The sequence below is a fragment of the Marinicella marina genome, assembly GCF_030065545.1.
GTDB classification, from domain to species: Bacteria; Pseudomonadota; Gammaproteobacteria; order Xanthomonadales; family Marinicellaceae; genus Marinicella; species Marinicella marina.
Genome location: NZ_JASJNC010000003.1, coordinates 452,596 through 478,112, shown reverse-complemented (window position 1 = coordinate 478,112; position 25,517 = coordinate 452,596). Strand labels below are relative to the sequence as shown.

General features: G+C 45.1%; 19 protein-coding genes. 9 read left to right on the top strand and 10 right to left on the bottom strand.

All coding sequences use genetic code 11. The annotated features are described in order from the left end of the window. Nucleotides 1-62 precede the first annotated feature (62 nt). Nucleotides 63-1,973 carry an MFS transporter gene (locus tag QNI24_RS07080; protein ID WP_267177647.1) on the top strand — a complete coding sequence of 637 codons (1,911 nt, stop codon included), beginning with the start codon at nucleotides 63-65 and terminating at the stop codon, nucleotides 1,971-1,973. Here QNI24_RS07080 and megL read toward each other — a convergent pair. Further along, nucleotides 1,928-3,151: a methionine gamma-lyase gene (gene megL, locus QNI24_RS07075; RefSeq protein WP_267177646.1), complete on the bottom strand. Its 1,224-nt coding sequence runs from the start codon at nucleotides 3,149-3,151 to the stop codon at nucleotides 1,928-1,930. The genes QNI24_RS07080 and megL overlap by 46 nt on opposite strands. A gap of 157 nt (nucleotides 3,152-3,308) precedes the next feature. On the opposite strand from megL, the gene QNI24_RS07070 reads away from it, so the two are divergent. From QNI24_RS07070 to QNI24_RS07055, 4 genes are read left to right on the top strand one after another with little or no spacing between them, the layout of a single operon-like run. Beyond that, nucleotides 3,309-4,802 carry a sigma 54-interacting transcriptional regulator gene (locus QNI24_RS07070; RefSeq protein ID WP_267177645.1) on the top strand — a complete coding sequence of 498 codons (1,494 nt, stop codon included), beginning with the start codon at nucleotides 3,309-3,311 and terminating at the stop codon, nucleotides 4,800-4,802. After that, nucleotides 4,789-6,498, top strand: coding sequence for a bifunctional sulfate adenylyltransferase/adenylylsulfate kinase (locus tag QNI24_RS07065; protein ID WP_267177644.1), 1,710 nt, complete (start codon nucleotides 4,789-4,791; stop codon nucleotides 6,496-6,498). The genes QNI24_RS07070 and QNI24_RS07065 overlap by 14 nt, the downstream gene beginning before the upstream one ends. Before the next feature lie 7 nt (nucleotides 6,499-6,505). Beyond that, nucleotides 6,506-7,408, top strand: coding sequence for a 5'-3' exonuclease (locus QNI24_RS07060; RefSeq protein ID WP_267177643.1), 903 nt, complete (start codon nucleotides 6,506-6,508; stop codon nucleotides 7,406-7,408). Beyond that, nucleotides 7,405-8,625 carry a sigma-54-dependent transcriptional regulator gene (locus QNI24_RS07055; protein ID WP_267177642.1) on the top strand — a complete coding sequence of 407 codons (1,221 nt, stop codon included), beginning with the start codon at nucleotides 7,405-7,407 and terminating at the stop codon, nucleotides 8,623-8,625. The genes QNI24_RS07060 and QNI24_RS07055 overlap by 4 nt, the downstream gene beginning before the upstream one ends. Nucleotides 8,626-8,669: 44 nt before the next feature. Here QNI24_RS07055 and cysK read toward each other — a convergent pair whose 3' ends face one another. Then, nucleotides 8,670-9,608 carry a cysteine synthase A gene (gene cysK, locus QNI24_RS07050; protein WP_267177641.1) on the bottom strand — a complete coding sequence of 313 codons (939 nt, stop codon included), beginning with the start codon at nucleotides 9,606-9,608 and terminating at the stop codon, nucleotides 8,670-8,672. A gap of 11 nt (nucleotides 9,609-9,619) precedes the next feature. Beyond that, nucleotides 9,620-11,062: a siroheme synthase CysG gene (gene cysG, locus QNI24_RS07045; RefSeq protein ID WP_267177640.1), complete on the bottom strand. Its 1,443-nt coding sequence runs from the start codon at nucleotides 11,060-11,062 to the stop codon at nucleotides 9,620-9,622. Nucleotides 11,063-11,250: 188 nt separating this feature from the next. Here cysG and QNI24_RS07040 point away from each other — a divergent pair, with 188 nt between their 5' ends. Continuing rightward, the gene (locus QNI24_RS07040; RefSeq protein WP_267177639.1) at nucleotides 11,251-12,231 is read left to right on the top strand and encodes a LysR substrate-binding domain-containing protein; all 981 of its coding nucleotides are present in this window, start codon (nucleotides 11,251-11,253) and stop codon (nucleotides 12,229-12,231) included. Between the two features lie 283 nt (nucleotides 12,232-12,514). Here QNI24_RS07040 and QNI24_RS07035 read toward each other — a convergent pair whose 3' ends face one another. The 6 genes from QNI24_RS07035 to QNI24_RS07010 all read right to left on the bottom strand — a co-directional run bounded on the left by QNI24_RS07035 (nucleotide 12,515) and on the right by QNI24_RS07010 (nucleotide 19,659). Continuing rightward, nucleotides 12,515-13,183, bottom strand: a complete 669-nt coding sequence (locus tag QNI24_RS07035; protein ID WP_267175178.1) for a phosphoadenylyl-sulfate reductase — start codon at nucleotides 13,181-13,183, stop codon at nucleotides 12,515-12,517. Further along, nucleotides 13,183-14,886, bottom strand: coding sequence for an NADPH-dependent assimilatory sulfite reductase hemoprotein subunit (locus QNI24_RS07030; RefSeq protein WP_267175179.1), 1,704 nt, complete (start codon nucleotides 14,884-14,886; stop codon nucleotides 13,183-13,185). The genes QNI24_RS07035 and QNI24_RS07030 overlap by 1 nt, the downstream gene beginning before the upstream one ends. A gap of 1 nt (nucleotide 14,887) precedes the next feature. Beyond that, nucleotides 14,888-16,681 carry an assimilatory sulfite reductase (NADPH) flavoprotein subunit gene (locus QNI24_RS07025; protein ID WP_267175180.1) on the bottom strand — a complete coding sequence of 598 codons (1,794 nt, stop codon included), beginning with the start codon at nucleotides 16,679-16,681 and terminating at the stop codon, nucleotides 14,888-14,890. 212 nt (nucleotides 16,682-16,893) lie between these two features. Further along, the gene (locus tag QNI24_RS07020; RefSeq protein WP_267175181.1) at nucleotides 16,894-17,655 is read right to left on the bottom strand and encodes a class I SAM-dependent methyltransferase; all 762 of its coding nucleotides are present in this window, start codon (nucleotides 17,653-17,655) and stop codon (nucleotides 16,894-16,896) included. A 79-nt stretch (nucleotides 17,656-17,734) separates the two neighbouring features. Beyond that, complete coding sequence (locus QNI24_RS07015) at nucleotides 17,735-18,034, bottom strand: FmdB family zinc ribbon protein (protein WP_267175182.1); 300 nt, start codon at nucleotides 18,032-18,034, stop codon at nucleotides 17,735-17,737. Between the two features lie 74 nt (nucleotides 18,035-18,108). After that, on the bottom strand, nucleotides 18,109-19,659 hold the full coding sequence (locus tag QNI24_RS07010) for a peptide MFS transporter (RefSeq protein ID WP_267175183.1): 1,551 nt from the start codon (nucleotides 19,657-19,659) through the stop codon (nucleotides 18,109-18,111). 250 nt (nucleotides 19,660-19,909) lie between these two features. On the opposite strand from QNI24_RS07010, the gene QNI24_RS07005 reads away from it, so the two are divergent. After that, entirely contained in the window at nucleotides 19,910-20,587 is a 678-nt protein-coding gene (locus tag QNI24_RS07005) for an SDR family NAD(P)-dependent oxidoreductase (RefSeq protein WP_267175184.1), read from the top strand. An 88-nt stretch (nucleotides 20,588-20,675) separates the two neighbouring features. On the opposite strand, the gene QNI24_RS07000 is transcribed toward QNI24_RS07005, so the two are convergent. Further along, a complete protein-coding gene (locus tag QNI24_RS07000) occupies nucleotides 20,676-22,565 on the bottom strand; it encodes an autotransporter outer membrane beta-barrel domain-containing protein (protein WP_267175185.1) in 1,890 nt (629 codons plus the stop codon). A 296-nt stretch (nucleotides 22,566-22,861) separates the two neighbouring features. On the opposite strand from QNI24_RS07000, the gene QNI24_RS06995 reads away from it, so the two are divergent. Then, nucleotides 22,862-23,476: a cell division protein ZipA C-terminal FtsZ-binding domain-containing protein gene (locus QNI24_RS06995; RefSeq protein ID WP_267175186.1), complete on the top strand. Its 615-nt coding sequence runs from the start codon at nucleotides 22,862-22,864 to the stop codon at nucleotides 23,474-23,476. After that, nucleotides 23,473-25,497: an NAD-dependent DNA ligase LigA gene (gene ligA / locus QNI24_RS06990; RefSeq protein WP_267175187.1), complete on the top strand. Its 2,025-nt coding sequence runs from the start codon at nucleotides 23,473-23,475 to the stop codon at nucleotides 25,495-25,497. Before QNI24_RS06995 ends, ligA begins: the two co-directional genes overlap by 4 nt. Nucleotides 25,498-25,517: the final 20 nt, after the last annotated feature.

Below are 25,517 nucleotides of genomic sequence, written 5' to 3'. Positions count from 1 at the left end.
TGTCACTGGAAACTCAAAGTACTGATGATAAACTGTGTCCTATTCAATGAAACATAAATCTCATGGCAGAAAAGTCACAATTTAAATTACTTGGTGAGCGCCGCTTCCTCCCTTTCTTTTTGACCCAGTTCTTTGGTGCTTTCAACGACAACGTATTCAAAAATGCTTTGGTCATCATGATTGCTTTCCGGGTGGCTGAGGAACAGGTTGATATCTTGACCAATTTGGCTTTTGGTTTGTTTATCTTGCCGTTCTTTTTGTTTTCTGCATTTGCCGGCCAAGTGGCTGATAAATATGAAAAATCAATGTTGATTCGACGGGTCAAAATCGGTGAGATGTGTATCATGACTTTGGCATCTTTGGGGTTTTACCTCAACAGCATACCACTGCTGATTTTTGTGTTGTTCTTGATGGGCGCACAGTCCTCTTTATTTGGGCCTGTGAAGTATGGGTACCTGCCTGAAAAACTCAACAACCATGAATTGATGGGTGGTAACGGCTTGGTTGAGGCCAGCACTTTCATATCAATTTTACTGGGCACCATTTTGGGCGGTGTGCTCATTGCGCTGGATTCTTTTATCCCGGTGTCTGTTGCGGTGGTTACCTTTGCTACCTTGGGATATTTGTCTGCGCGCAACATCCCATTGTGTGAAGCAGCTGAGCCTGGGATTAAGCTGGACTGGAATCTGTGGCGAGCATCGGCGAAAAACTTGAGGATTATTCCTGAAAAGCGGGTGGTTTTCTTATCTATCTTGGGTATATCTTGGTTTTGGTTTTTTGGTTCGGTGTTTTTGGCCCAAATGCCGAATTTTTCTCGCACCGTTCTCAATGGCAATGAACATGTGGTGACGCTGTTGTTGACCATGTTTTCCATCGGTATTGGGGTTGGGTCTTTGTTGTGTGAGAAGCTTTCAGGGCGCAGGGTGGAAATCGGCTTGGTGCCAGTTGGTGCTTTGGGCCTGGCTTGGTTCGGCTTTGATTTGTATTGGGTCAGTCACCAATGGCCGGTGTCGGACTTGAGTGATCTGGGCATAGCTGCGGTGATGGCTACACCAGGCGCCTACCGGGTCTGCTTTGATTTGGCCATGATTGGTATTTTCGGTGGTTTGTATATTGTGCCGCTGTATTCACTGGTACAGGAACGCTCAGATGCCAACAAAGTCTCTAGGGTCATAGCCGGCAACAACATCATCAATGCCATGTTCATGGTGGTTGCGGCCTTGCTGGGCATGCTGGTGCTGGGCGTGATGGGGTTGAGCATTCCCGAGTTGTTCTTAATTACAGTCGGTTTGCACATCGTTGTGTGTCTTTACATTTTTACCATTGTGCCCGAGTTTATCTTGCGTTTGATTGCTTGGTTGTTGGTGTCGCTGGTTTATCGAGTCAAATACAAGGGGCTGGATAACATCCCTGCCGAAGGCCCTGTGGTGTTGGTTTGTAACCACATTGCATTCGTTGATCCGGCCATCATCATGGGTCGCGTCAGAAGACCAACCAAGTTTGTCATGCACCACAAAATTTATAACAAGTTTGGCATGAAATTTTTATTCAAATCGGCCAAAACCATCCCCATTGCCAGTGCCAAAGTGGATCCTGAAATGATGGAGGCAGCTTTTGAATCGGTCAAAGCAGCGCTGGAGGACGGTGATGTGGTGTGTATTTTCCCGGAGGGCCGGTTAACGCCTGACGGCCAGATTGGTCAATTCAAGAAAGGCATTGAACGCATCATCAAGGAAACGCCAGTGCCAGTGATACCCATGGCGTTGAATAATTTGTGGGGCAGCATGTTTTCTCGTTTTTCGAAACAAGTGATTAAGCGACTGCCCAGAAAGTTCATGGCCAAAGTTGATTTAGTCGTCGGTGAGGCCATCCCACCCGAGCAAGTGACTGCTGAAAAACTAGAGGCAGAAGTCAAAGCACTGAAAGTTCAGGCAGAAATGGTCAATCCAGAATCGGCGGCAAAAACTGACTGAAAGGCTTGTTCTAAATCAGCAATGATGTCGTCAATGTGTTCCAAACCAACCGAAAGGCGTATCAATGTAGGGCTGATTAAATGTGCCATCAGTTCCTCTTCGGTGTATGTGGAATGCGTCATCGAAGCTGGGTGTTGAATCAAGGTCTCAGCGTCGCCCAAACTGACCGCACACAAGATCATTTGCAGGGCGTTGACAAAGGCTGCAGATTGTTCGCGGGTGGCATCCAGTTCAAAAGCGATCATGCCGCCGGCTTGGTGCATTTGTTGTTTGGCCAGCTGTTTTTGTGGGAAATGATCCAGCCCGGGGTAGAAAGTGTGTTTGACAAAAGGCGAATTACTCAGGTAATCAGCCACTTTTTGGGCGTTTTCACAATGCCGGTCCATTCTCACATGTAAGCTTTTTAAGCCGCGCAACAACAACGACACATCAAAACCGGAAATCACCGCACCAGTCATGTCTTTTAAGCCCACCATGCGAATCTCATCAATGTCCTGTTGTTTGCCAGCAACGAAACCGGCTATCAAATCACCATGACCGCCCAAGTATTTGGTGGCTGAATGAACCACCAAGTCAGCGCCCAAACTCAATGGGTTTTGTAAATAGGGTGTGCAATAGGTGTTGTCTATCATCAGTCTGCAATCATGTTTATTGGTGATTGCTGCCAGTGCCTCGATGTCAATCAGGCGCATGTTGGGATTACTTGGGGTTTCAGAATAGACCATTTTGGTTTTATCTGAGATGTGACGGCTTAAGTTTTCTGCTGCGGATAAATTAAGGTACTTAACTTCAATGCCAAACTGTTTCAAACCATGTTCAAGAAAAGAAAAAGTGCAGCCATATAAGCTTAAATCAGCAATCAGCTCATCTCCAGGTTTGAGGAATGACCACATGGCACTGGTGATTGCGCCCATACCAGAGGCGGTGGCCAGTGCTGCTTCAGCCTGTTCTAACTGAGCAAAGCGCTGTTCCAGCAGCTGTTGTGAAGGCGAGCCGAGTCTGGCATATATGAACCGTTCGTTCTCCCCTTGGAAGGCAGCGCCGCCTTGTTCGACTGTTTCAAAAGCATAGGTGGAGCTGATTTGAATCGGTGGTGTTAAGGCGCCTTGGTGTGCTTCAGGGTGGTAGTTAGCGTGTATGGCTTGGGTGGCAAAATGGCTTGAGTGATGTTTTGTCATATCCTTAGTTCTATTAATTCTGAGCTTTCAGCCATTTTAAGTTGTGGTGAAATTACAACCAAGTTAGAATACGTAAAAATTTCATTACAACCAAAGCTTGGCAAGCCTTAAGCAACTGATAATAAACACATAATACATTGTACAGAATACTTTACACATGAAGTTAGCAATCACCACTGAGAATAAACTGGGTATCACAGATGATGTTTTGGCTTTGTTGCGCGAACACCATGCCGATCTGATAAAGGTTGAAGTTGAGGCTGGCAAAATATATTTGCAGACCCAAGAATTAGATAAACCGACTCAGGGTACGCTCGCTACTTTGTTGATGAAAATCCCCGGCATCAAATGGGTCAATCAGATAGATGTGTTACCCGGCGTACAAACCCAAAGCATGTTGGCCTCCTTGATGCAGGCGATGCCTGATCCGGTAGTTGGCATCGACAACAAGGGGCAACTTTCTTACGCCAACGAAAAAGCCAAATCTTGGTTCAAAGCACACACTGCGGATAACCAAACACCTTCAAAAATGAGTCAGATTTTTGTTGCCAAGGGTTGGCAGGATAAAGTCAATGCAGCGGCCAACTCGCACATTCCAGTCAACATCAATACCATTGCCGGCAACATGCTACTAGAGGTGCAGGCGATAAAAGGGACCCAGGATAAAGTTCTGGGTGCTTTGTTGTTGTTCCGTAATCCAGATAAGATATTGGCCAGTAGTTATGTCATGAAAGGTGAGGAGATTGATGGTTTGGAACGCATGGTTTATCAATCAGAGGCTTTTGCCCAAGTACTACAAAAAGCCAAGACTTTGGCTGTTGTTGATGCGCCGTTGAACATTGTGGGTGAGACTGGAACGGGTAAAACTTTGTTGGCTCATGCCTGCCATTCTTTGAGTAACCGCAGCAACGAGCTGTTTACTGTGGTTGACTGCCAATCGATGAAAAGTGACGAAATGGAGGCGAAACTGTTTGGCTCAGGCAATCGCCCTGGCATCTTTGAATTGAACCGCACAGGTACCTTGTTTTTTTCGCACATTGAGTTCATGCCGCAACACACCCAAGAAAAAGTGCTGAAGGCATTAAAATCGAACAACCAAGCCACTGGTGTCAGGGTGGTGGTTTCCTCGGCACAGAAACTCAGTGTTCACCAACAATCAGGAAAAATGCTGCCTGAATTGATGGTGATGCTGGATGTGTTGCGTTTAGACGTACCACCATTGCGTGAGCGTACCGAAGACATTGAGCCATTGATGCAACATTTTCTGCATCAGTTCAATCAACAACTGGGCCAAGATTTGTCCTTTTCTTTGGATGCCACAACTAAAATGAAACGCTATTATTGGCCGGGTAATGCCAGCCAATTGCGACATGCCATTTACAAAGCAATGATGTTGGCCAAAGACGGCGTTATTGATGCCGCCGACTTGGATTTGGAAGGAGCCATAAGCTTAGAGGCTGACTTAGAGGACATGACTTTGAATGAGGCTGTCAGTGAGTTTGAAAAACATTTTTTACAGCATTGGTATCAAAAGTACCCTTCAACCAGAAAATTAGCCAGGCAACTCGGGGTGTCGCACACCACTATTGCCCAAAAAATAAACAAATACAAATTAAACCTATCCAAACGAGAAACGTATGAAAATAATTGAAGCCCATGGCGGTGAATTAATCGACCTCATTCCTGATGAGAAACTGAAGGCTGAACGACAGCAACTGGCCAATGACATGCCAAGTTGGGATCTCACAGACCGACAAGTTTGTGACATTGAGTTATTACTTAATGGGTCATTTTCACCTTTGAATGGGTTCATGAATCAGGCTGACTATCAGGCGGTATTAAATGACATGCGCTTGGCCGATGGCACGCTGTGGCCCATGCCCATCACATTAGATGTCGATGAAGAAACCATGTCAGCAGCCAAGGCCAGTGGTCATTTAACCTTGCGTGATGAGGAAGGTGTGGTGTTGGCAGTGCTGAAAGTTGAGGATGCTTGGAAAGCGGATAAAGCAGCTGAGTCGCAAGCCGTTTTTGGCAGTACCGACATCAAACACCCAGCGGTCAATTATTGTATGAACATCGCCGGTGAATATTATTTAGGTGGTGAATTGCTGGGCTTACAGCTACCGACTCATTACGATTATCGCCAACATCGCCATACACCGCATGAGACTCGCACCAAATTCAAAAAACTGGGTTGGTCACGGGTGGTGGCATTCCAGACCAGAAATCCGATGCACCGCGCCCACCAAGAACTGACTTTCCGTGCCGCTCAACGGGTTGAGGCCAACCTGTTGATTCACCCAGTGGTTGGTTTAACCAAGCCGGGGGATATTGATCATTTTACCCGCGTGCGTTGCTATGAAAAAATTATGGACATGTATCCTGAACGCACCACTGCTCTGTCATTGTTGCCGTTGGCGATGCGCATGGGTGGTCCAAGAGAAGCTTTGTGGCATGCCATCATCCGTAAAAACTATGGTTGTACCCATATCATTGTTGGCCGTGATCATGCTGGGCCCGGTGATGACTCAAATGGCCAGCCATTTTATGACCCATACGCAGCCCAAGAGTTATTAAAGCAACACGAAGACGAATTGGGTATCAAAATGGTTGAGTTCGAGATGATGGTTTATTCTCAAGACAAAGCCCAATACATCCCCATTTCTGAAGTTGAGGAAAAAGAAAACATCCTCAACATTTCAGGCACAGAACTCAGGCGCCGATTACAACAAGGCTTGGACATACCTGACTGGTTTTCTTACCCAGATGTGGTTGCTGAGTTACGCAAATCTCACCCACCACGCAACAAACAAGGGTTCACGGTGTTTTTTACTGGCTTGTCAGGTTCGGGAAAATCGACCATCGCCAATGCTCTGCGGGTGAAGCTGATGGAAATGATCAACCGACCGGTTACTCTATTAGATGGTGATGTGGTGCGCAAACACCTTTCTAGTGAGTTGGGTTTTTCAAAAGAACACCGCAACATCAACGTCCAGCGAATTGGTTTTGTGGCCAGTGAAATCACCAAGAATGGTGGTGTAGCCATCTGTGCCCCAATCGCGCCCTATGAAAAAATGCGCTCAGAGGTTCGTGACATGATTGAGCCCTTGGGTGGTTTTGTTGAAATCCATGTAGCGACTCCTTTGGAGGAATGTGAAAAAAGAGACCGCAAAGGCCTGTATGCATTGGCACGCCAGGGTGTGATCAAAGAATTCACCGGTATCAGTGATCCGTATGAAGAACCACAGGATCCTGAAATGAAAATCGATACATTAGATTTTTCACCGGATCAGGCAACCCAAAGAATTGTGTTGAAACTGGAAGCCATGGGCTTGATTGCCTGAGCATGTAATGACTGATTCAAAACCACAAAAACCGACGGCCTTTCTGATTGATTCATCGGTTTTTGTGTTTCGCAGTTATTTTTCCATGTCACCAGATTTGGTTGACAGTGCAGGCGACAGCAACCATGCGGTCTATGGTTTTGCACGATTTTTGGTGCGGTTCATGAAACAAACCCAGCCGCAGTATATCGCCACGGCTTTTGATGAGGCTTTGACCACCTCGTTCAGGAATGAGATTTACCCACCCTATAAAGCCAATCGCGATCCGGCTCCTGCCGATTTAAAAAAACAGTTCAAGCACTGTCAACAACTGGCCAAATTATTGGGCATTGCGGTGTTTGCTGATGACAGTTACGAAGCCGATGACCTCATCGGGACGCTACACAATACATATGCAGAAAAAGGCCATAACATTTGTATCGTCAGTGCTGATAAAGACCTGGCCCAATTAGTTAGACCGTCAGATTGGTGGTGGGATTATGGCAAATCAAAACCATTGGGTTACAACGCATTGACAGATAAATTTGGGGTCAGGCCAGATCAAGTCTGTGATTTTCTTGCTTTGGCCGGCGATCAAGTAGACAACATCCCTGGTGTGAAGGGAGTTGGGGTCAAAACGGCTCAGGTTTTATTAAACCATTTCAATGACTTAGATACCTTGTTGTCGCGCTGTAACGAGATTGAGTTTTTGAGTTTGAGGGGTGCTAAATCATGCCAGCAAAAAATTAAAAACCAAAAAGCGGAAGCTTTGTTGTCCAGACAGTTGGCAAAAATTGTGGTGGATGCACCGATAGAAAATGATGCTATAATCAAATCTAAAAGCGACCAATCAGCGTTGATTGATTTTATCGAAGCGATGAATTTTGGGCCCATGTTAAGACGAGAATTGATAGAAATAGCGGTTAAATGAGCAGCGAACAAAAAAAGATTTTAATAGTAGATGATGAACCGGATATCTTGCAACTATTGGAAATATCTCTTACCCGGATGCAATTCAAAGTTTACAAAGCGGAAAACTTGGGATCAGCCAAATACCAGCTGTCAAAGACCACTTTTCATTTGTGCTTAACAGATTTCAAATTACCAGACGGTACAGGCAGTGAATTGGTTGACTTTGTTGCCAGTCATTACCCCAACACACCCATCGCAGTCATCACCGCATTTGGCACCATCAACCATGCGGTTGAAACCCTCAAGAAGGGGGCCTATGATTTCATCACTAAGCCAATCAGTTTGGAAACCCTCAGACAGCTGGTCATCACTGGCTTGCAGCACAGTAACCAAGAGGAAGACCAAGGGGAAGCGGTCAAGATTGGTATACCCACAGATTATTTCAAAGGTTTGGACGACGCCATTGGTAAATATGCCCAAAGTAAAGCGCCAGTCATTATTTATGGTAAAAGAGGCACATGGAAAGAAAAGTTTGCGCAGCTGATACACAAAAACAGTGGACTTGCACAGCATGAAATAACTCTGGTTGACTGTCATGATGCCGATTTGAACTTAACTCCTGAGCAAGCTGGCACTTTGGTGTATAAAAATGTTGAAAAGCTGCGTCCCGAACAACAAACCACCTTGATCAATTTCGTAAAGGCTTTGTCAGATAATCAGCGTATTGTGGTAACGACCGACTGGAGTGAAGATGAGTTCAAGCATTCCTTGGGAGTAAAAAAATCATTACTCAGGGTCTTATGTGTTGGCGAGATTGAAACCCAATCAATTGCTGAACTGAATGATGATTTGATTGAAATTTGTAAGACTCGTCTGGAACAATTGGCTGACAAATGGAACAAGTTGCCGTGTAAAATTCATCCCACTGCGATGGCCAAACTCAAAGGCCATGAGTTTTCAGGTAACATGCGCGAACTGGATTTTGTGCTTTCTAAAGCTGCAGTCAACTGTCAAAATCAACTGATACGAGAAGAAGATTTACAGTTAGAGAACACTGGGTTCAAACCTCAACTCAGTAAAGAGATGAACTTGGAAAAGTACATTGAGGAGATTGAAATTCGCGAAATCACCAATGCATTGGCCAAAGCCGATAACAACAAAACCAAAGCGGCTGAACTGTTAGGTATCAGTTTCAGGGCTTTGCGTTATAAAATTAAAAAATTGGGCATTGATTAAAATCCTCTCAACCAACGCCCTTGATAGATAAGCTTAGTGGGTTTTCAGACCTCGTCAGAGCCTTCATTGAAATCTTCAAACAGGTAAGTACTCAAATAGCGTTCTCCGGTATCAGGTAACATGGTCAGAATCACTGAACCAGGTTGTGCTTTTTCAGCCACATGCATCGCTGCAGCAAAGGTGGCACCGGCCGAAATGCCACAAAAAATACCTTCTTGTGACGCCAAGGCCAATGAGTATTTCTTTGATTCGTGTTCATCAACAGGAATCAGGTCATCGTAAATTTCTTGATTCATCACTTCAGCAATAAAATCTGGTGTCCAGCCTTGTAGCTTGTGTGGTGACCACTCTTTGCCGGCCAACAAAGCCGCCTCTTGCGGTTCGGTAGCGACTATTTGGATGTCAGGTCTGGCCAGTTTTAAAACCTCTCCAACCCCAGTGATGGTGCCGCCGGTGCCATATCCACTGACAAAATAGTCCAGTCTTTTGCCGGCGAAGTCTTTAAGGATTTCAGGACCTGTGGTTGAGCGGTGGTAGGCTGGGTTGGCTGGATTTTCAAATTGCCTGGCCAAAAACCAATTGTTTTGTTCAGACAATTCCTTGGCTTTTCGAACCATGCCCGTGCCTCTTTCAGCAGCTGGGGTCAAAACCACCTTGGCCCCCAAAGCGCGCATTAACTTACGCCGTTCAATTGAAAACGTTTCGGACATAACGGCAACAAAAGGATAGCCCTTGGCGGCACACACCATGGCCAGTGCAATACCGGTATTGCCCGAGGTGGCCTCAATCACTGTTTGGCCAGGTTCAATCAAACCTTTGGCTTCTGCATCAGTAATGATGGCATGTGCCAAACGGTCTTTGACAGACGCCATGGGGTTGAAAGATTCGACCTTGACATACATATCAATGCCCTCAGGTGCCAGTCGATTGATTTTTACTATGGGTGTGTTGCCGATGGTTTCTAATATGGATTGATAAATCATGTGAATACTCTTTATGCTATTTTTAGTTGATTGGTTGTAGTTATCTTGGGGTGGTCGTTGATAAACCAAGCCAAATTCTCATTCAATGCGGCCACTTCGCCAATGATAATCAAAGCAGGTGATTTAACTTTATGCTTATTAATCAATTCAGTCAACTGACTTAACTGGCCACGAATAACGCGTTGTTGTTGGGTGGTGCCATTTTCAATGATGGCGACAGGGGTACAGGCTTTCCTGCCGTGGTTAATTAGTTCCTTACTGAGTACAGCTGACTTCATTAAGCCCATATAAACAGCCAGGGTCTGTCTTTTTCTGGCCAAGGCTGGCCAGTCCAATACATCAATGGAGTTTTTACAGTGTGCTGTCACAAACAGCACATTTTGGGCATGATCACGGTGGGTCAGTGGAATACCGGCGTAGGCAGCACAGCCAACTGCAGCCGTGATTCCTGGAATGATTGAAAACTTAACCCCAGCAGATTGACATTGTGCTAGCTCCTCACCCCCTCGCCCAAAGACAAACGGATCACCTCCTTTGAGCCTGACTACTTTGTTCCCTTGCAAAGCATATTTCACCAACAGCGAATTGATCTCATCTTGCGGGACACTGTGAAAACCTTGGGTTTTGCCAACACTGATGATTTCGGCATCACGACGAATCAGCTCTAATATGTCATTAGAAACCAAGCGATCGTGCAGTACGATGTCGGCTTCTTGAATCGCTCGCAGTGCTTTGATGGTTAACAACTCAGGGTCACCCGGACCGGCGCCGACCAAAAGCACTTCACCGCCTTTATCGACTTGGTTGTGGATGTCATCAATGAGTTTGTCGTCATCAGGCACTGCTCTGCTGTTGATCAAATCAGTGGCATGACTGCTGCTGAAGAAGCGTTCCCAAAACCTTTTTTTAAGGGTGAATGAAAGTGGTAATTGGTTGACCTTGTGGCGTAAGGATTGTGCTTTTTCAGCCAAGCGCCCCAAGTTCTTCGGCAATACCTGCTCAATTTTTTCTCTGATGTTTCTGGCCAGTACGGGCGCCGAGCCAGCACTTGAAATGGCCACCATGATGGGGTCTCTGTCCACCATGGCTGGTGTGATGTAGTTACACCACTTTTTTTCATCCACGGTGTTGACTAAAATTTGGTTTTCCTCACCAATCTGAAACACCCTGGCACCAATCTCATCATTGTCAGTGGCAGAAATGATTAACCTGAAATCTGATAAATACAAAGCCGTTAAATAATGTACTGATTCGGCCAACAAATCGGCCCTGATAAGGTGCAGTTTTTGTTGTTGTGCCAGTGTTTCAATGGGTGGCTCAAAGCTCAGGCTGATGCAGGTGATTTGGGTACCGGCTTTCAATAACATTTTGATTTTGCGGTATGCCACTGAGCCGCCGCCCAAGACCAGAGTGGGCTTGTTCTTGATGTCGATATTGATTGGCAGGTATTGCATCACCAGCTCCGAAAATTTGATGAATTCAATATTACAGATGGTGCATTGATTGTAAAAATACCAAATAGGTATGTTCATATAACCTTTTTTTATTGGACGTTTAGATGTCTAAAACTTGCATGTAAGGAAATTATCAGTTAACCTGTCTCTTATAAAACTAAGACTCATAATTGTTTAGCGATAAAAGCATGAAATTACAGCAACTTAGGTTTTTTGAAGCCGTGTGCAGAGAGAACCTTAACGTAACCGCAGCGGCCAAAGCGCTGTTTACCTCACAACCAGGTGTCAGTCGCCAAGTCAGGATGTTCGAAGACGAGCTGGGCGTTTCATTGTTCAAAAGACAAGGCAAATCATTGGTTGCATTGACTGCTGCAGGTGAAGAAGTTTTGCTGCGGGTCAAAAGGGCGCTGAAAGAAATAGAAAATATTTCAGCGGTTTCAAAGGAGCTTGGCCAAGTCAAACAAGGGCGATTGAATATTGCCACAACCCACACCCAAGCCAGGTATGTATTGCCTGCGGTAATTAAATCATTTCATCAAAAGTTTCCTGAAGTTAAAGTTAATTTACACCAAGGCACATCCAAACAAAACATCCAATCAATTCGTGATGGCGAAGCTGATTTCACCATTGCATCAGGTAACATATCTGATGACAAACAGCTGGTTAAGATTGATTGTTTCAAGTGGCAGCGGTATGTGGTGGTTCCAAAAGATCACCATCTGGCGGACAAAGAAAACATCACGTTGGCAGAATTATCCAAAGAACCACTGATTGTTTATGTTTATAACGATCAAGAAAATTCATCATTGGTCAAAGCTTTTCGGGCAGCAGGCTTAGATTTTCAAATCGTTTTTACAGCCCGAGATTCGGATGTGATCAAAACCTATGTGCGTTCCGGCCTTGGGGTTGGTATCATTGCCTCAATGGCGATTGAAGCGGGTATTGATGATGATTTGGTGGCATTGGAGACCAAAGACATTTTACCGTTGTGTTCTACCTGGATAGCGTTCCAACCGAGTTTGTATTTGCGCCAGTACATGCAGGAGTTCATCACCTTGTTTGCGCCGCATGTATCAAGCAATCAAGTACAAGATGCCATTGATCAGGAGAATGCGGTGGTTGATCCACAGAAACAATCCTTGCCGGTAGATTCAGTGTGGCATATTTGAATCTTGCTTCCCTGCTTTCATCTTTTGAAAAAAGCAAATTGAACAAAAGCACATCATCTAGATGAAAGGCGGCTGCGCAAGATGGCTTGGTTTGATGGGCTTGTCGCTCTGACCCGCTGCGCGTGCCAACCGCTATAAGCCGAATGAATCTTGCTTCCCTGCTTTCATCTTTTGAAAAAAGCAAACTGAACAAAAGCACATCATCTAGATGAAAGGCGGTTGCGCAAGATGGCTTGGTTTGATGGGCTTGTCGCTCTGACCCGCCAGCGTCTGTAAAATTGCATTAAAAATTGATTTCGTGGATACCACATTCTCTTTTCAGGCCATGAAAACGGGTTTGCGTAACGTCATTAACCGCACTCAATGGTCGGGTGGTGTGAACATCACCAATAGAAACATATCCCTTTTCCCACAAGGGGTGGTAAGGCAGCTGGTGTTTTTTTAGGTACTGATAAACATCGCGATCAGTAAAATCAATGATGGGATGAAACTTGGTGATGTCTCCTTTTTGTTCAACCATCGGTGTGTGTGCCCTGGATGCCGCTTGACTGTTGCGCAATCCAGAAAACCAGGTTTTTACTTTTAGCTCTTTGAAGGCTCGCTCCAGTGGTTTGACCTTGGTGATTTGGTTGTATTGTTCAATGCCAGCCAGATCTTTGCGCCACAATTTGCCGTATCTGGACTCAAGCCAAGCGGGTGAAAGCTCACTTTTGTAGACTTTTAAATTCAGCTTCAGTCGCGCAGTCAATTCGTCAATGAACTGGTAAGTCTCTGGGAATAAGTAGCCTGTGTCTATCAATACCACTGGCAAATCGCGTTGGTGTTGCGTCAGTAAGTGTAAGCACACTGCCGATTGTGCCCCGAAACTTGAAGTTAACACATACTGCGAGGGCAAATGTTCAAAAGCCCAAGCGACGCGTTGATCAACGGATAGTTGTCTCAGATCAATCATCACACCACCGCCAGAGGTAAATGAACTTGTGAGCCATGTGTCACAGCATCAATATGGCCTTGGCGAATGACAAAATCACCAAACCACTCACCATCCAACGCGTTGCTGGCATAGTCTGCAAATAAAGCATCCAACTCTATAAGGATGGTGTCCTCATCGATGTTTTCTAGGTACATTCGGTTCAGTCGTGTACCAGTGAATTCTCCGCCCAAATACATGTTGTATTTACCTGGCCCTTTGCCAACAAAACCTAACTCAGCCATATAAGGTCGAGCACAGCCATTGGGACAACCGGTCATGCGTGTGATGATGGCCCGGTCCTGAATGCCGTGTTTGATTTGTAAATTTTCAATTTTATTTAATAATGTGGGTAAGTAACGTTCAGCCTCAGCCATCGCCAATGAGCATGTGGGCAAAGCCACACAAGCCATGCCATTGAGTTGGGCCAATGATTGGCGGTTATTTTCAAGCACACCAAAAGGCGTTAGGGTATCAATGACCACCGCTTTTTCATCAGCGGTTAATTGACCAATGATTAAGTTTTGATTGGCGGTGATGCGAAAATCGCCATAATCTAAATGAGCGACTTGTTTCAGCGCACTGCGCAGGGCAAGTGAATCGCTGTCAATGACTCGACCGTTTTGGATGAACAGGCACAAGTTCCAGGTGCCATCGTAATTTTCTGACCAGCCGAACTCATCTCCAGTGGATTTGAATTCGAAGGGTTTTTCTGCCAGTAGTGACCAGCCCAGACGTTTGTTCAGTTCTTGTTTGAACCAGTCGATGCCGCGATCATCGATGGTGTATTTAAAACGCGCATGTTTGCGGTTGGTGCGACAGCCATAGTCTCGCTGTATCTTGACCACCTGCTCGGCCACTTGTGTAACTTGGTCAACGGCACAAAAACCAATCACTTGAGCCAACAAGGGGAAGGTCTCTAAATCACCATGAGTGGCGCCCATACCGCCACCAACAGTGACATTGAAACCAATCAGTTGGTGTTTTTCTACTACCGCTATAAAGCCCAAATCGTGGGCAAAAACATCCACATCATTGGCCGGTGGAATGGCCATTGCAATCTTGAATTTACGCGGTAAATAGGTTTCACCATAAATGGGCTCGATATCTGGTGTGCCAGCGACCTTTTCCTTATCCAGCCAAATTTCATGGTACGCGGTGGTTTGTGGTGTCAGGTGACTGCTGATGGCAGCAGCAGCTTGATAGGCTTGTTGGTGCACTTCAGATTGATGGGGATTAGGCGTGCACATGACATTCCTGTTCACGTCTCCACAGGCAGCGATGGTGTCTAACAATGATTGGTTGATCGATGCAATGGTGGTTTTTAGGTTCTTTTTAATCACACCGTGTAATTGAAAGGCTTGTCGGGTGGTTAAACGGATTGAACCACCACCGTATTGAACCGCTAAATCATCCATCGCCAACCATTGTTCAGGGGTACAAATGCCAGCTGGAACACGAGCACGAATCATAAAACTATAAAGCGGTTCGAGTTTTTGCTTGCGCCGAGTGACCACTGATTCGCGATCATGTTGTTGGTAAATGCCGTGGAACTTGGTTAACTGTGTGTCGTCTTCTGCCAATGAGCCCGTGACATTGTTATCCAAGCCGTCAGCAATGCCGCCACGTAAATAGTTACTGGCAGTTTTGATTGTTTCAACGGCCTCTAATTTTTGCTTTTTCATCTTAATAGACATCCTTTTGATAACGTTTTTGACGTTTGAGTTGTTGTAAATAAGCAGTTGCTTCGGCGTTATCGAGCTGGCCATGTTGTTCAATGACCTGTATCAACTCAGCTTCAACGTCTTTGGCCATGTGGTCTTTGTCACCACATAGATAGATGTGAGCACCTTTCTCAAGCCATTGCCAAATAAGCGCACTATGGGCTTTTATTTTGTGTTGGACATAGATTTTTTCTGCTTGGTCACGTGAGAAGGCCAAGTCAATGCGGCTCAACAATCCAGTTTTGAGGTACTGCTGCCATTCCAGCTGATACAGGAAGTCATGATCAAAATTAGGGTTGCCAAAGAATAACCAATTATCACCGGTATGTTTCAAAGCCTGACGTTCTTGCAAAAAGCCCCTGAATGGTGCGACCCCAGTACCGGGGCCTATCATGATGATGGCCGTTTGGGGGTCTTCCGGCAGTTTGAAATGGTTGTTGGGTTCAATGAATATGTTGACTTGATCTCCTACATCCAAAGTGCCGTGGAAACTGCCACTGACTAAGCCCATGCGCGTTTCTTTGCCATCGACTAAGGCAATGGTTAAGTGCACTTCATCAGGGTTGGCATGATGGCTTGAAGCGATGGAGTACAATCGTGGTGTGATTTTGGGTAAATGATCAATCAAAGTTTGGGCATCTATAGCAGCTGGATATGCAGTCATGACATCAATTAATTGGCAAGTTTTTGTCAAATCAACAAAACCTTGGTGGCTGCTGATGCGTTGTGAAAGCTCCGATAGATTAAAGTTTTCGGCATACTGATGTAAAAACTTCTTGTTCAGCAAACTGATTTCCAGTTCACTAATTAAAACTGATTGTAAGTCATGTTGCTGCTTATCAAAAGTCACTGGCGTTGAGGGATCCAGTTTTAATTGCTGGAGTAAAGCGGTCACATCATCCGCGCGGTTAGGGGCGCAGATACCAAGACTGTCACCGGCTTGGTATCTCAGGTTTGATCCTTCCAATGATAATTCTATGTGATAAACCACCTTGCTGGATTCAGTGGTGGTGATGCGTTGTGATGCCAGAATTTCAGCGGCGAAGGGTTGCTTGCGACTGATTGTATTTGTGGTGTCATTTATCGCGGTTGTCAGTGGCACCACATTAGAGCCTTTGAACTCAGTTGTTTTGAGCTTTTCTATGAGCAAGTTTAAAGTTTCTTGCTGCCAGTTAGCTGCTTGTTCTTCATAATCCAAATCACAATCGACTCGGTTGGTCATTCTTTGGGCGCCGAGTTTTTCCAGCTGTTGATCAAAATCAATGCCGGTTTGACAGAATTGCTCGTAACTCGAATCGCCCAGAGCCAAAACACTGAAATGAAGTTGTTTCAGCTTGGGTGCCTTGGGTGAAAACAAATACTCATATAATATTTCCGCATCATCTGGCGCATCACCCTCGCCGTGGGTTGAGACTATAAGCACCAAATACTGTTCCTTGGTTATTTGTCGGGGTTGGAAGTCTGCCATGGATACCAATTGCACAGTCAGGCCTTCTTGCTGTGCTGTTTGGTAATATTTGTTGGCTAGTGATTTGGCGTTACCGGTTTGGCTACCATAAAGCACTGTCAGTGATGAAGCTGTATGTGGTTGATTGGTAATTTCAGCAGCCACTGGTGGTGTTTGTGTCGAAACTTGACCCGCTAAATAACCGGATAACCAAGTTTTTTGTTGTGCACTGAGGCTGGCTAAAACAGTGTCGAGTTGAGACAGTTTTTGTTGGTCAATAGGTGTCACATCGCCCAAGTTTGTTAACATTTAACTTCCAAATAAAAAACATGAAAAGGAAGTATAGATGTCTATAATTCTGCTGTGAAATATCAAATAGGCATACCTTTATTACTTTTAACGGTGGTGCAACACCAGCAATTGTAAGTAACAGCTAAGCATATGTTATGAGCGATATTTTGGACATAAAAAAAGCCACTGGAATAACCAGTGGCTCTGATTGGCTAACTTTGATTGCCAAATTATTTTTTCACTTTTTTGAACTTCAGCGTCCAGCGATCGGTGTTACCGGTGACTGATTTTCTGCCCACTTCGTATTCCAACTCATCATCGGCTTTGTAGTGTATGTCAGAGAAATCCACCAATTCGAAACCAGCAGCTTGAATTTCTTTGATGGCCTTTACTGGGTCAAAACGGCGGCGGTTTTCGTCGTTGTTGCCTTCCATGTGTCGTCTGGTGTGGTCAACCACTCCATATATGCCACCCATTTTCAAAGCTTCCCAAGCAGCATCGTTCATCGCCATGCGACCGTCTTCAGCAAAATTGTGGTAGTTTCTAAAGGTCAATACCATATCGACTTTCTTAACACCCAAATCAGCATTTTCTAAGGAATAGAAACGAGCCCCTTCTTTGCGGTAAATGTTAGATGCTTCAGCACCCACTTGGACGTGTGACAATGCTTTGTTGTCTTTGATCATGCTTTCAACACGACCAGTACCCAGAGCCACTATCAACTCGCCATCGTCTTTCAATACCGGTGCCAGAATTTTCGTGTACCAGCCACCACCGGGTACCAATTCAACTACTTTCATGTCATGTTTCAAACCAAAGAACTCTAAGGTTTGAACCGGTCTGCGATTTCTGTCTCGGTCCGTCTCTGCCTCTGTTCTCAATTCAGATTTCATCGCCTCTTTGATGAGGTCGGATGTTGAGTGCTCGTGATTATCTGCTTGAGCGGTCATAGCCATGCCAGCAAACAGGCCTGCGATTAAAAGTTTTTTCATTGGTGTCTCCCTAAGTTAAAACCTTCGGATTGTATCAGTGGGGTGTGTATTGCTTGTGAAATTGAGGCCGATTCTTGCCTTAATCTGCATCAATGGTATCCGGGCCTTTACCGGCGCTTTTTTCATATTTGCCTTTACCAACCTTGCGGTATTGGGTAAAGCCTTGTTTTTCGATATTTTTTTGGCTCAATGTGGACTGGCTTGAGCCAGTTATGGAGCCTTGGAGGTTTACGCTTCTGATGATTTTTTTAACTGGATAGCCACAATAGGTGCAATGAGTTAGTTTTTTATCACTGAGTTTTTGCATCACATCAAAGCCACCCAAGCAATAAGTGCAGTGCTGGTCTTTGTTGAGGTTTTCATAAGTATAAATAGGCATAGTTTTTAATCTCAGGTACAAAAAAAGCACCATCACTTTTCAGTCATGGTGCCTTTAAACTCAAAACACAAGAGTCAGTGAATACCGTGCATGCGCTTTTTCAAGAAAGGTGAGATGATGAACATGATCAAACCTGCCGCAATTGGTATCGCTGTGAATACCAAGAAAAAGCCAGATAAGCCAATGGCTTCATTCATCGCATCAATGGTGCTGGCGGTTAAACCACCTAAGAGGTTGGCAAAGAAGTTGGCTAAGAACCAAACGCCAAACATCAGGCCAAGTAAGCGTTTAGGGGTTAATTTACTGACATATGACAGCCCTACTGGAGACAAGCAGAGTTCGCCAGTGGTGTGGAAGAAATAAGCAGCTATTAACCAAAACATAGATACCGATGCAGTACTTGCACCAGATTCAATGCCCATCGCACCATAGGCCAAGAAAGCAAAGCCGATACCTGCGAAGATTAAGCCCAAAGCAAATTTAGCTGGGCCTGATGGGTTGTATTTTGATTCCCAAATTTTTGAGAACAAAGGTGCCAAGGTGATGATGAAGAAAGAGTTCAAAATACCGAACCAAGAGGCCGGCACTTCAATTTCACTGGCTGAAGAAAACTCAGTATAAACTTTCCAAATCACAATCGCCCAAATTAAGACAAAACTAAAGCCCAGGAACGCATTTGAAAGCGGGATGGTTTTGAAGGTTTGCTTGAATAATAACCCCAAGACCCATGTGACCACCAGTATGGGCACCACAGTTAAAAAGAAATTGGCCCAGACGTATATGGTTGCCGTGCTTCCGGTCAGTACTCTTTGGGTGTAGTCTTTTGCAAATATTGTCATAGAAGAACCGGCTTGTTCAAACGCCCACCAGAATACAATAACGAAAAGTGATAAAACACCAATCACTATGATGCGGTCTTTTTCAATGTTGGTCAGTTTGGTATCAGCCACTTCACTTGGGTCTAAATCGATTGCTTTTTGCGGTTTGGCTCCGTTGTCACCAAATACGCTTTGGGCAAAATAAAATTGTAACAAGCCAAAGAACATGAATACGCCCGCCAGTCCAAAGCCGTAAGACCAACCAACTGTTTCACCGACGTAGCCACACAGCATGATGCCCAAGAACGCGCCGGCATTGATGCCCATATAAAAAATGGTATAAGCGCCGTCTTTCTTGGTGTCGTCTTTATACAATCCGCCGACCATAGAAGAAATGTTTGGCTTAAACAGGCCGTTACCAACAATCAAAAGGCCCAAGCCCAGATAGAAACTTGAAACGGTTTCAACAGCAAGAGCAGCATGCCCCAATGTCATCAACAACGCACCCACAACCACAGCTGTTTTAAAGCCCCAGAACTTGTCGGCAATCCAGCCACCAACCAGTGGTGTCAAGTAGACCAAACCAGTATACCAAGCATACAAAATGGCGGCGTTTTCACGCGACCAACCCCAGCCCCCACCATCGATGGCAGTAACCAAAAAGAGCACCAAAAGTGCCCGCATACCGTAGTAACTGAAACGCTCCCACATTTCAGTAAAGAATAAAATAAAAAGTCCTGCCGGGTGGTTCAGGACTTGAGGATCGAGATTCGCTGTAGAGTTGTCTAGCTGACTGGTTGTATTCATATTGTTATAGTTTTTTGATTAAGAATTACATAGCGCACACTTTGGTAGAAAGCCACACCACGACCAAGGGCATAGATGATAACACAACTTTTCTGAATGCCAGCCGACAACTTAATACAAATTATTAACCAGTTGTGATGGCTTTAAATATGATTTGGCAAGTGAAACACAAATCACCTTAATCTGATTTTATTTTTCTATTATGAAAAAAAACTGATAGAATTCTTCCACCTTATTCGAGTTAATCATCATGTCGGGTGACTTAAAATTAAGCAATAAAACCATTTTTTTAACCGGGGCTTGTGGCGGTTTAGGCTCTGCCCTTGCTGTGAAATTATCACAACAAGGTGCCAATTTGATTGTCAGCGATAAAAACCCCAAGGCACTGGATCGCTTGTGCGACGAATTGGTCAAAAGGAAATTGCCAGAGCCAGTGATTTACCCGATGAACTTGATTGGTGCCACACCCAATGATTATCTGGAACTGGCCAAAGTCATCAAACAACACTTTTCAGGCTTGGATGGTCTGATTCATACGGCTGCTGAATTCGGCAGTTTAACGCCCTTTTTGCTGTATGAAGCTTCGAGGTGGCTGAAAGAAATGCAGGTGAATGTCAATTCGCCGATTTTTTTAACCCAAGCCTTGTTGCCAATGATATTGAAAAATAAAGGCACCATTGTATTTACATCGGATGATCAAAGCACTTTGGCCAAGGCCTATTGGGGACAATATGGCGTGGGTAAAGCAGCGATAGAACAGTTTGCTAAGATTCTGGCCCAAGAGTGTGAGAACCAAGGTGTGAATGTCGAAATCATGACACCGCCGCCGATGCACACCCAATTACGAGCCAAAGCTTGGCCGGCAGAAAACCCTGAAACGTTGGCCAAACCAATGGATGTGGCTGCGCTTTACGTTGATTTGTTCTGAGTCATTGAATTAAAAAAACCCCAGCAAAGCATTGCCGGGGTTTTCACTAAGTCTTGAGCCGTCCCAGGCTCTTTACTCTTACTTGATGTTATAAAATGCCACCGGCAGTTTCAAATCCATTTTTGAATATGATGTCAGTTTGTTCATCGTAACCGACATCAAAAGAGCCAAAATTGTCACTGATGTTGGACCAGTCAAAGCCGCGCTCATCACCATCTGAGTCGCTAAACTCTGGGGCATTGAAGTCATCACAATAATCGACCGCTGGTGATGTGTTGGGATTAATGTGGTAATCACCATTGGCACGATCTATGAATTCAGGGTCGTCCACAGTGATGCCGAAAGTGGTGCCAACAATCGAAGTGTCCTCATGTACTATCATGCAATCAAACACACCAACAACAGGCGAAGATGAATCATATATGTTAACGGGGTTGTTTTCATGCACAATACTTGATTGCAGTCTCAAACTGGATGAGCCGTTATCAATAATTTCATCGTCGTTATTGATGTTGTTATCTGCAACAGTACTCCAACTGAGGTTGATAGTTGCCCCAGAGAGCAGTCTGAACACATTGTTATCAGAGAAACCATCGGCACCATTATCGCCATTGCCGGTTACCAATAAGCCCTCACCTTCAAAACTGGTATCAGCAGCTAAGGCATAAACGGCAGTACCAAAATTGGCACGGTTGCCTTGGATATGGGTGCGGTTAAGATCTGCAGTGGCACCTGTATCCAATCGGAATGCACCGCCAGTAGTTAATGCTGTATTTTCATTGACTTGATTACAAGAGCCAGGGCTCCAACATTCAATTGAGTTGCCAAATAAGTCAGTGGTGACGATGCCGCCAGTGGCTTCGGCCAAATCAGCCAAATACATACCGCCACCTTGGTCTGCATCGTTGTTAACAATCAAAGCGTTGGTGAAGTTAACCCTTGTGCCACTGCCTGTGGCATAGATACCACCTCCAAAGCCACCATCAACATCATCCGAATTGGCCTCGTTGCCGGCCACTAGTACGGGTTCCTCGTTGTAGCCATTACAACCAAAGAAACAGAATTGGGCACCATTGAGGTTCACCGTACTGCCGCTGGCTGCATAAATACCGCCGCCGTTTTCTGTGGCGCTGTTACCCTGAATGCCTTTGAGGTCTAGAAACCCGCCTGAAGTGCCCACATAGGAAGTGAAATTACAGCCACTGACCAGAGCCACACCACCACCATTGCCGCTGGTGGCTTGGTTATTAAAAATACCATAGCCATTGTTGGCTTCTCCATCAATAAAGACCGATGAAGTGCCACTGCCATCACAGTAGATACCACCACCTTCATCAGCAGTGTTACTGGCTACCATCAAGTTGAACGCAACTAAATCAGTGTCACCGAGTATCAAAGAGATACCACCACCAAGAATCCCAGTATTGAAATCAATCCACACGTTGTTCAGGTTCAAACTGGCATCGGAATTTAAGGATGTTAATCCCCCGCCTGCAGCAAAACCTTGACCTGTTCCTCCAGTGAGTTGTACAGTGTCTAAAGTAATCACATTTCTTTGTGTGTTACCAGTGATCAGCACCACAGGATCAGCAGTTGCTGCTTCGATAACCGTAGCGCTTGGTAGCCCTGTTTGATTATCAGCAACGGCCGCAGCACAATCGGCATAGCCACCTTTCAAAGTAACGCTGTAATCATTGATAGTTAGGTTTTCCTGGTAGGTGCCGATGGCAACTCTGACTTCGGGAACCCCAAAAGTCAGTGCATCATCCAGTGCATCTTGAATTTTGGTTGTACCCAGCCTGAAATCACAGTCATTGGTATCACCCACGGTGTAGAATGCAGGGCCTCCTTTGTTCACCACTTGAGCCTTTTGATTTTCCTGTACATTTATGGCATGTTTCTCCGCCTCTGATGTCGCTCTTGCCAATACACCTGTGGTGCTTGACAAGATGGCTGCTGTTAAGATTAATTTTTTCATTGTTCACCTCTGAATCTTTCTTACTTATTAATTTGATTCCCTATCAAATTTTGTAACATTATTTTACACCTTAGTTTTTTATTTTCCCAAATAAAACCGAGACTTCAATCACAAAAATGAACAAAAAGCCATATATTTGAATGGAATGCATCTTTTTTTTATCAAAAAATACATTTTTGCTGGTCAGGTTCTGCCTAGATTTGTGTTAATGTCAAGCAACGTCAGTCGCAATTGGTTGCAGTCTTCAGAGGGTTTTTGTATGATTCACTTACTTATCTTTTTAGCATCATTAAACTGTGTCTGCGTTTGAATTAAGAATCATTATTTTTGTTATTGGCTTGTTGGTACTGGGCTTGATTTATTTCATGCACACCCGAAAGCCTTCTCATACGCGAGCAGAAATCAGCGAGGATGAACTGTTTCAGATTGAACCAGAAATCAATGTGCAAGAAACAGAGACCGCAGTGAGTAGCCAGTCAGAGCAACAGCCTGAAAAGACCTCAGAGAGAAAACTGGTGACCTTGTTTTTACATGCCAAGGATGGATTACAATTCGATTGGCACCAAATCAAAGATGCTTCAGCCAAAGCAGGGCTGGAATATGGTGAAGATCATTTGTTTTATCGTTACAGGCGCATTGGAACCGAGAAGAAAGCCTTGTTCTTGGTGGCCAACATGTTAAAGCCCGGTGTGTTTGATCCGGATTTGAGAACCACTGGTCTGGTTTTTATCATGACTTTGCCAGGTGAAATGAACGCCTTGGATTTGTGGGATACGATGTTTCCTGTGGCCAAACGAATGGAGGAGTTGCTTGATGGGTCCTTAACGGATGAGAATCACAGCAGCTTTTCTCGACAGAGAATTGCCTCAATGCGAGAGGAAATGCGTGCTTTTGAAAGCACCGAAACATGAGCAATCACTTCAGCCACGAAGAGTATCATGCGCTCAAAGAACAGCTCAATGAGCACGCCTATCATTATTATGTGTCAGATGAGCCGCAAATCGCCGATGCTGAATATGACCGGCTTTATAGACAACTGCTTGAAATCGAGCAAAACAACCCCGAATGGGTGGCGGCTGATTCACCCACACAACGCATAGCCGATAAGCCGCTGAGTAAGTTTGAACAAGTTAAACATGCTTTGCCAATGTTGTCACTGGGTAATGTTTTCAGTGCCAAAGAATTAACCGAGTTCACTGAACGCATCAGTAAGTTACTAGAGAAATCCGCGCAAAGTGTCAACCAAATTGAGTTTTCTGCAGAGCCCAAATTGGATGGCTTAGCCGTTAGTATTCGCTATGAACAAGGTCAGTTGGTGCAAGCAGCCACGCGCGGCGACGGTCAAACAGGTGAGGACATCACTGCCAACATCAAAACCATTCAATCAATACCGCTGAGTTTGCGCGGCACTGATATTCCTGATGTGTTCGAAGTTCGAGGCGAGGTGGTTATGCCGCGAGATGGTTTTGCGAAATACAATCAGTGGGCGCTGGCAAATGACGAGAAAGTCTTCGCCAACCCCCGCAATGGTGCCGCTGGATCACTGCGTCAATTGGATCCAAAGAAAACAGCTAAGCGACCATTGGCCTTTTATGCATATTCCATCGGCGTGGTTGAACCGGCGCATAATTTGGCTCGTCACAGCGAAGTTTTGGCTTGGGTTAAGTCATTGGGTTTACCGGTCAATCATTTGAATGATGTGGTCACTGGTCACTCTGGTTGTGAGGATTATTATAAGAATATTGGCAGGCAGCGTCCTGATTTGAATTTTGACATTGATGGCGTGGTTTACAAAGTTGATGATTTGGCTTGGCAGCAAATTTTGGGCTTTGTAACCAAATCACCCAGATGGGCAACTGCACACAAGTTTCCAGCCGAAGAGGCTACTACAGTGGTTGAAAACATCGATGTACAAGTGGGGCGTACTGGCAGCATCACACCAGTTGCCAGACTCAAGCCGGTCACAGTAGGTGGTGTCACAGTGACCAATGCCACCTTACACAATGAGGACGAAGTTAAACGCAAAGACGTCAGAGTCGGTGACACTGTCTTTGTCAGGCGTGCCGGTGATGTGATTCCCGAAGTGGTGAAAGTGGTGCTTGCTAAACGACCTGATGGAACCACCGCTTTTGCAATGCCCAGTCATTGCCCAGTGTGTGACACCGCATTACACAGGGTTGAAGGTGAGGCTGTATTGCGCTGTCCAGCGGGTCTCAGTTGTGATGCCCAATTAAAAGAGGGTATCAAACACTTTGCCTCCAGGAAAGGCATGGATATCGAGGGTCTCGGTGATAAATTGGTTGAACAATTGGTTGATGCAGGATTGATTAACAATCCAGCAGATTTGTATCATTTACGTGAGTCACAAGTATCCGGTTTGGAGCGCATGGCGCAAAAGTCAGCACAGAATTTATTGCAGGGCATTGCTCAATCCAAAGACACCACGCTGCCGAGATTCATTTATTCTTTGGGCATCCGTGAGGTGGGTGAAGCCACCGCTTTGACTTTGGCCAAGGAGCTAAAAAACTTAGCTGATATCATGGCTGCCGACGAAGAGCGCTTGGTGGAATTGCCAGATGTGGGTTCGGTGGTGGCACAAAAAATAACCAGTTACTTTGCTGTTCCATCAAATATTGAGGTGATTGAAGCTTTGCTCGATGCTGGTATCCATTGGCCGGAGTTTGAAAGCCGTGATTCGGGCAGTCAGCCGCTACAAGATCAAACCGTAGTATTGACCGGTAAACTCAGTGTGTTTACCCGCGCTGATGCAAAGCGACACTTGCAAGACTTGGGCGCCAAAGTGACTTCAGCTGTGTCGAACAATACCAATTATGTTTTGGCAGGTGAGAATGCGGGATCTAAACTAAGTAAGGCCGAGGCGCTTGGTATAGCAGTGGTTGATGAGGCTTGGTTGGTTGATTTATTGAATTAATAACACCTATGGCTTTAAGC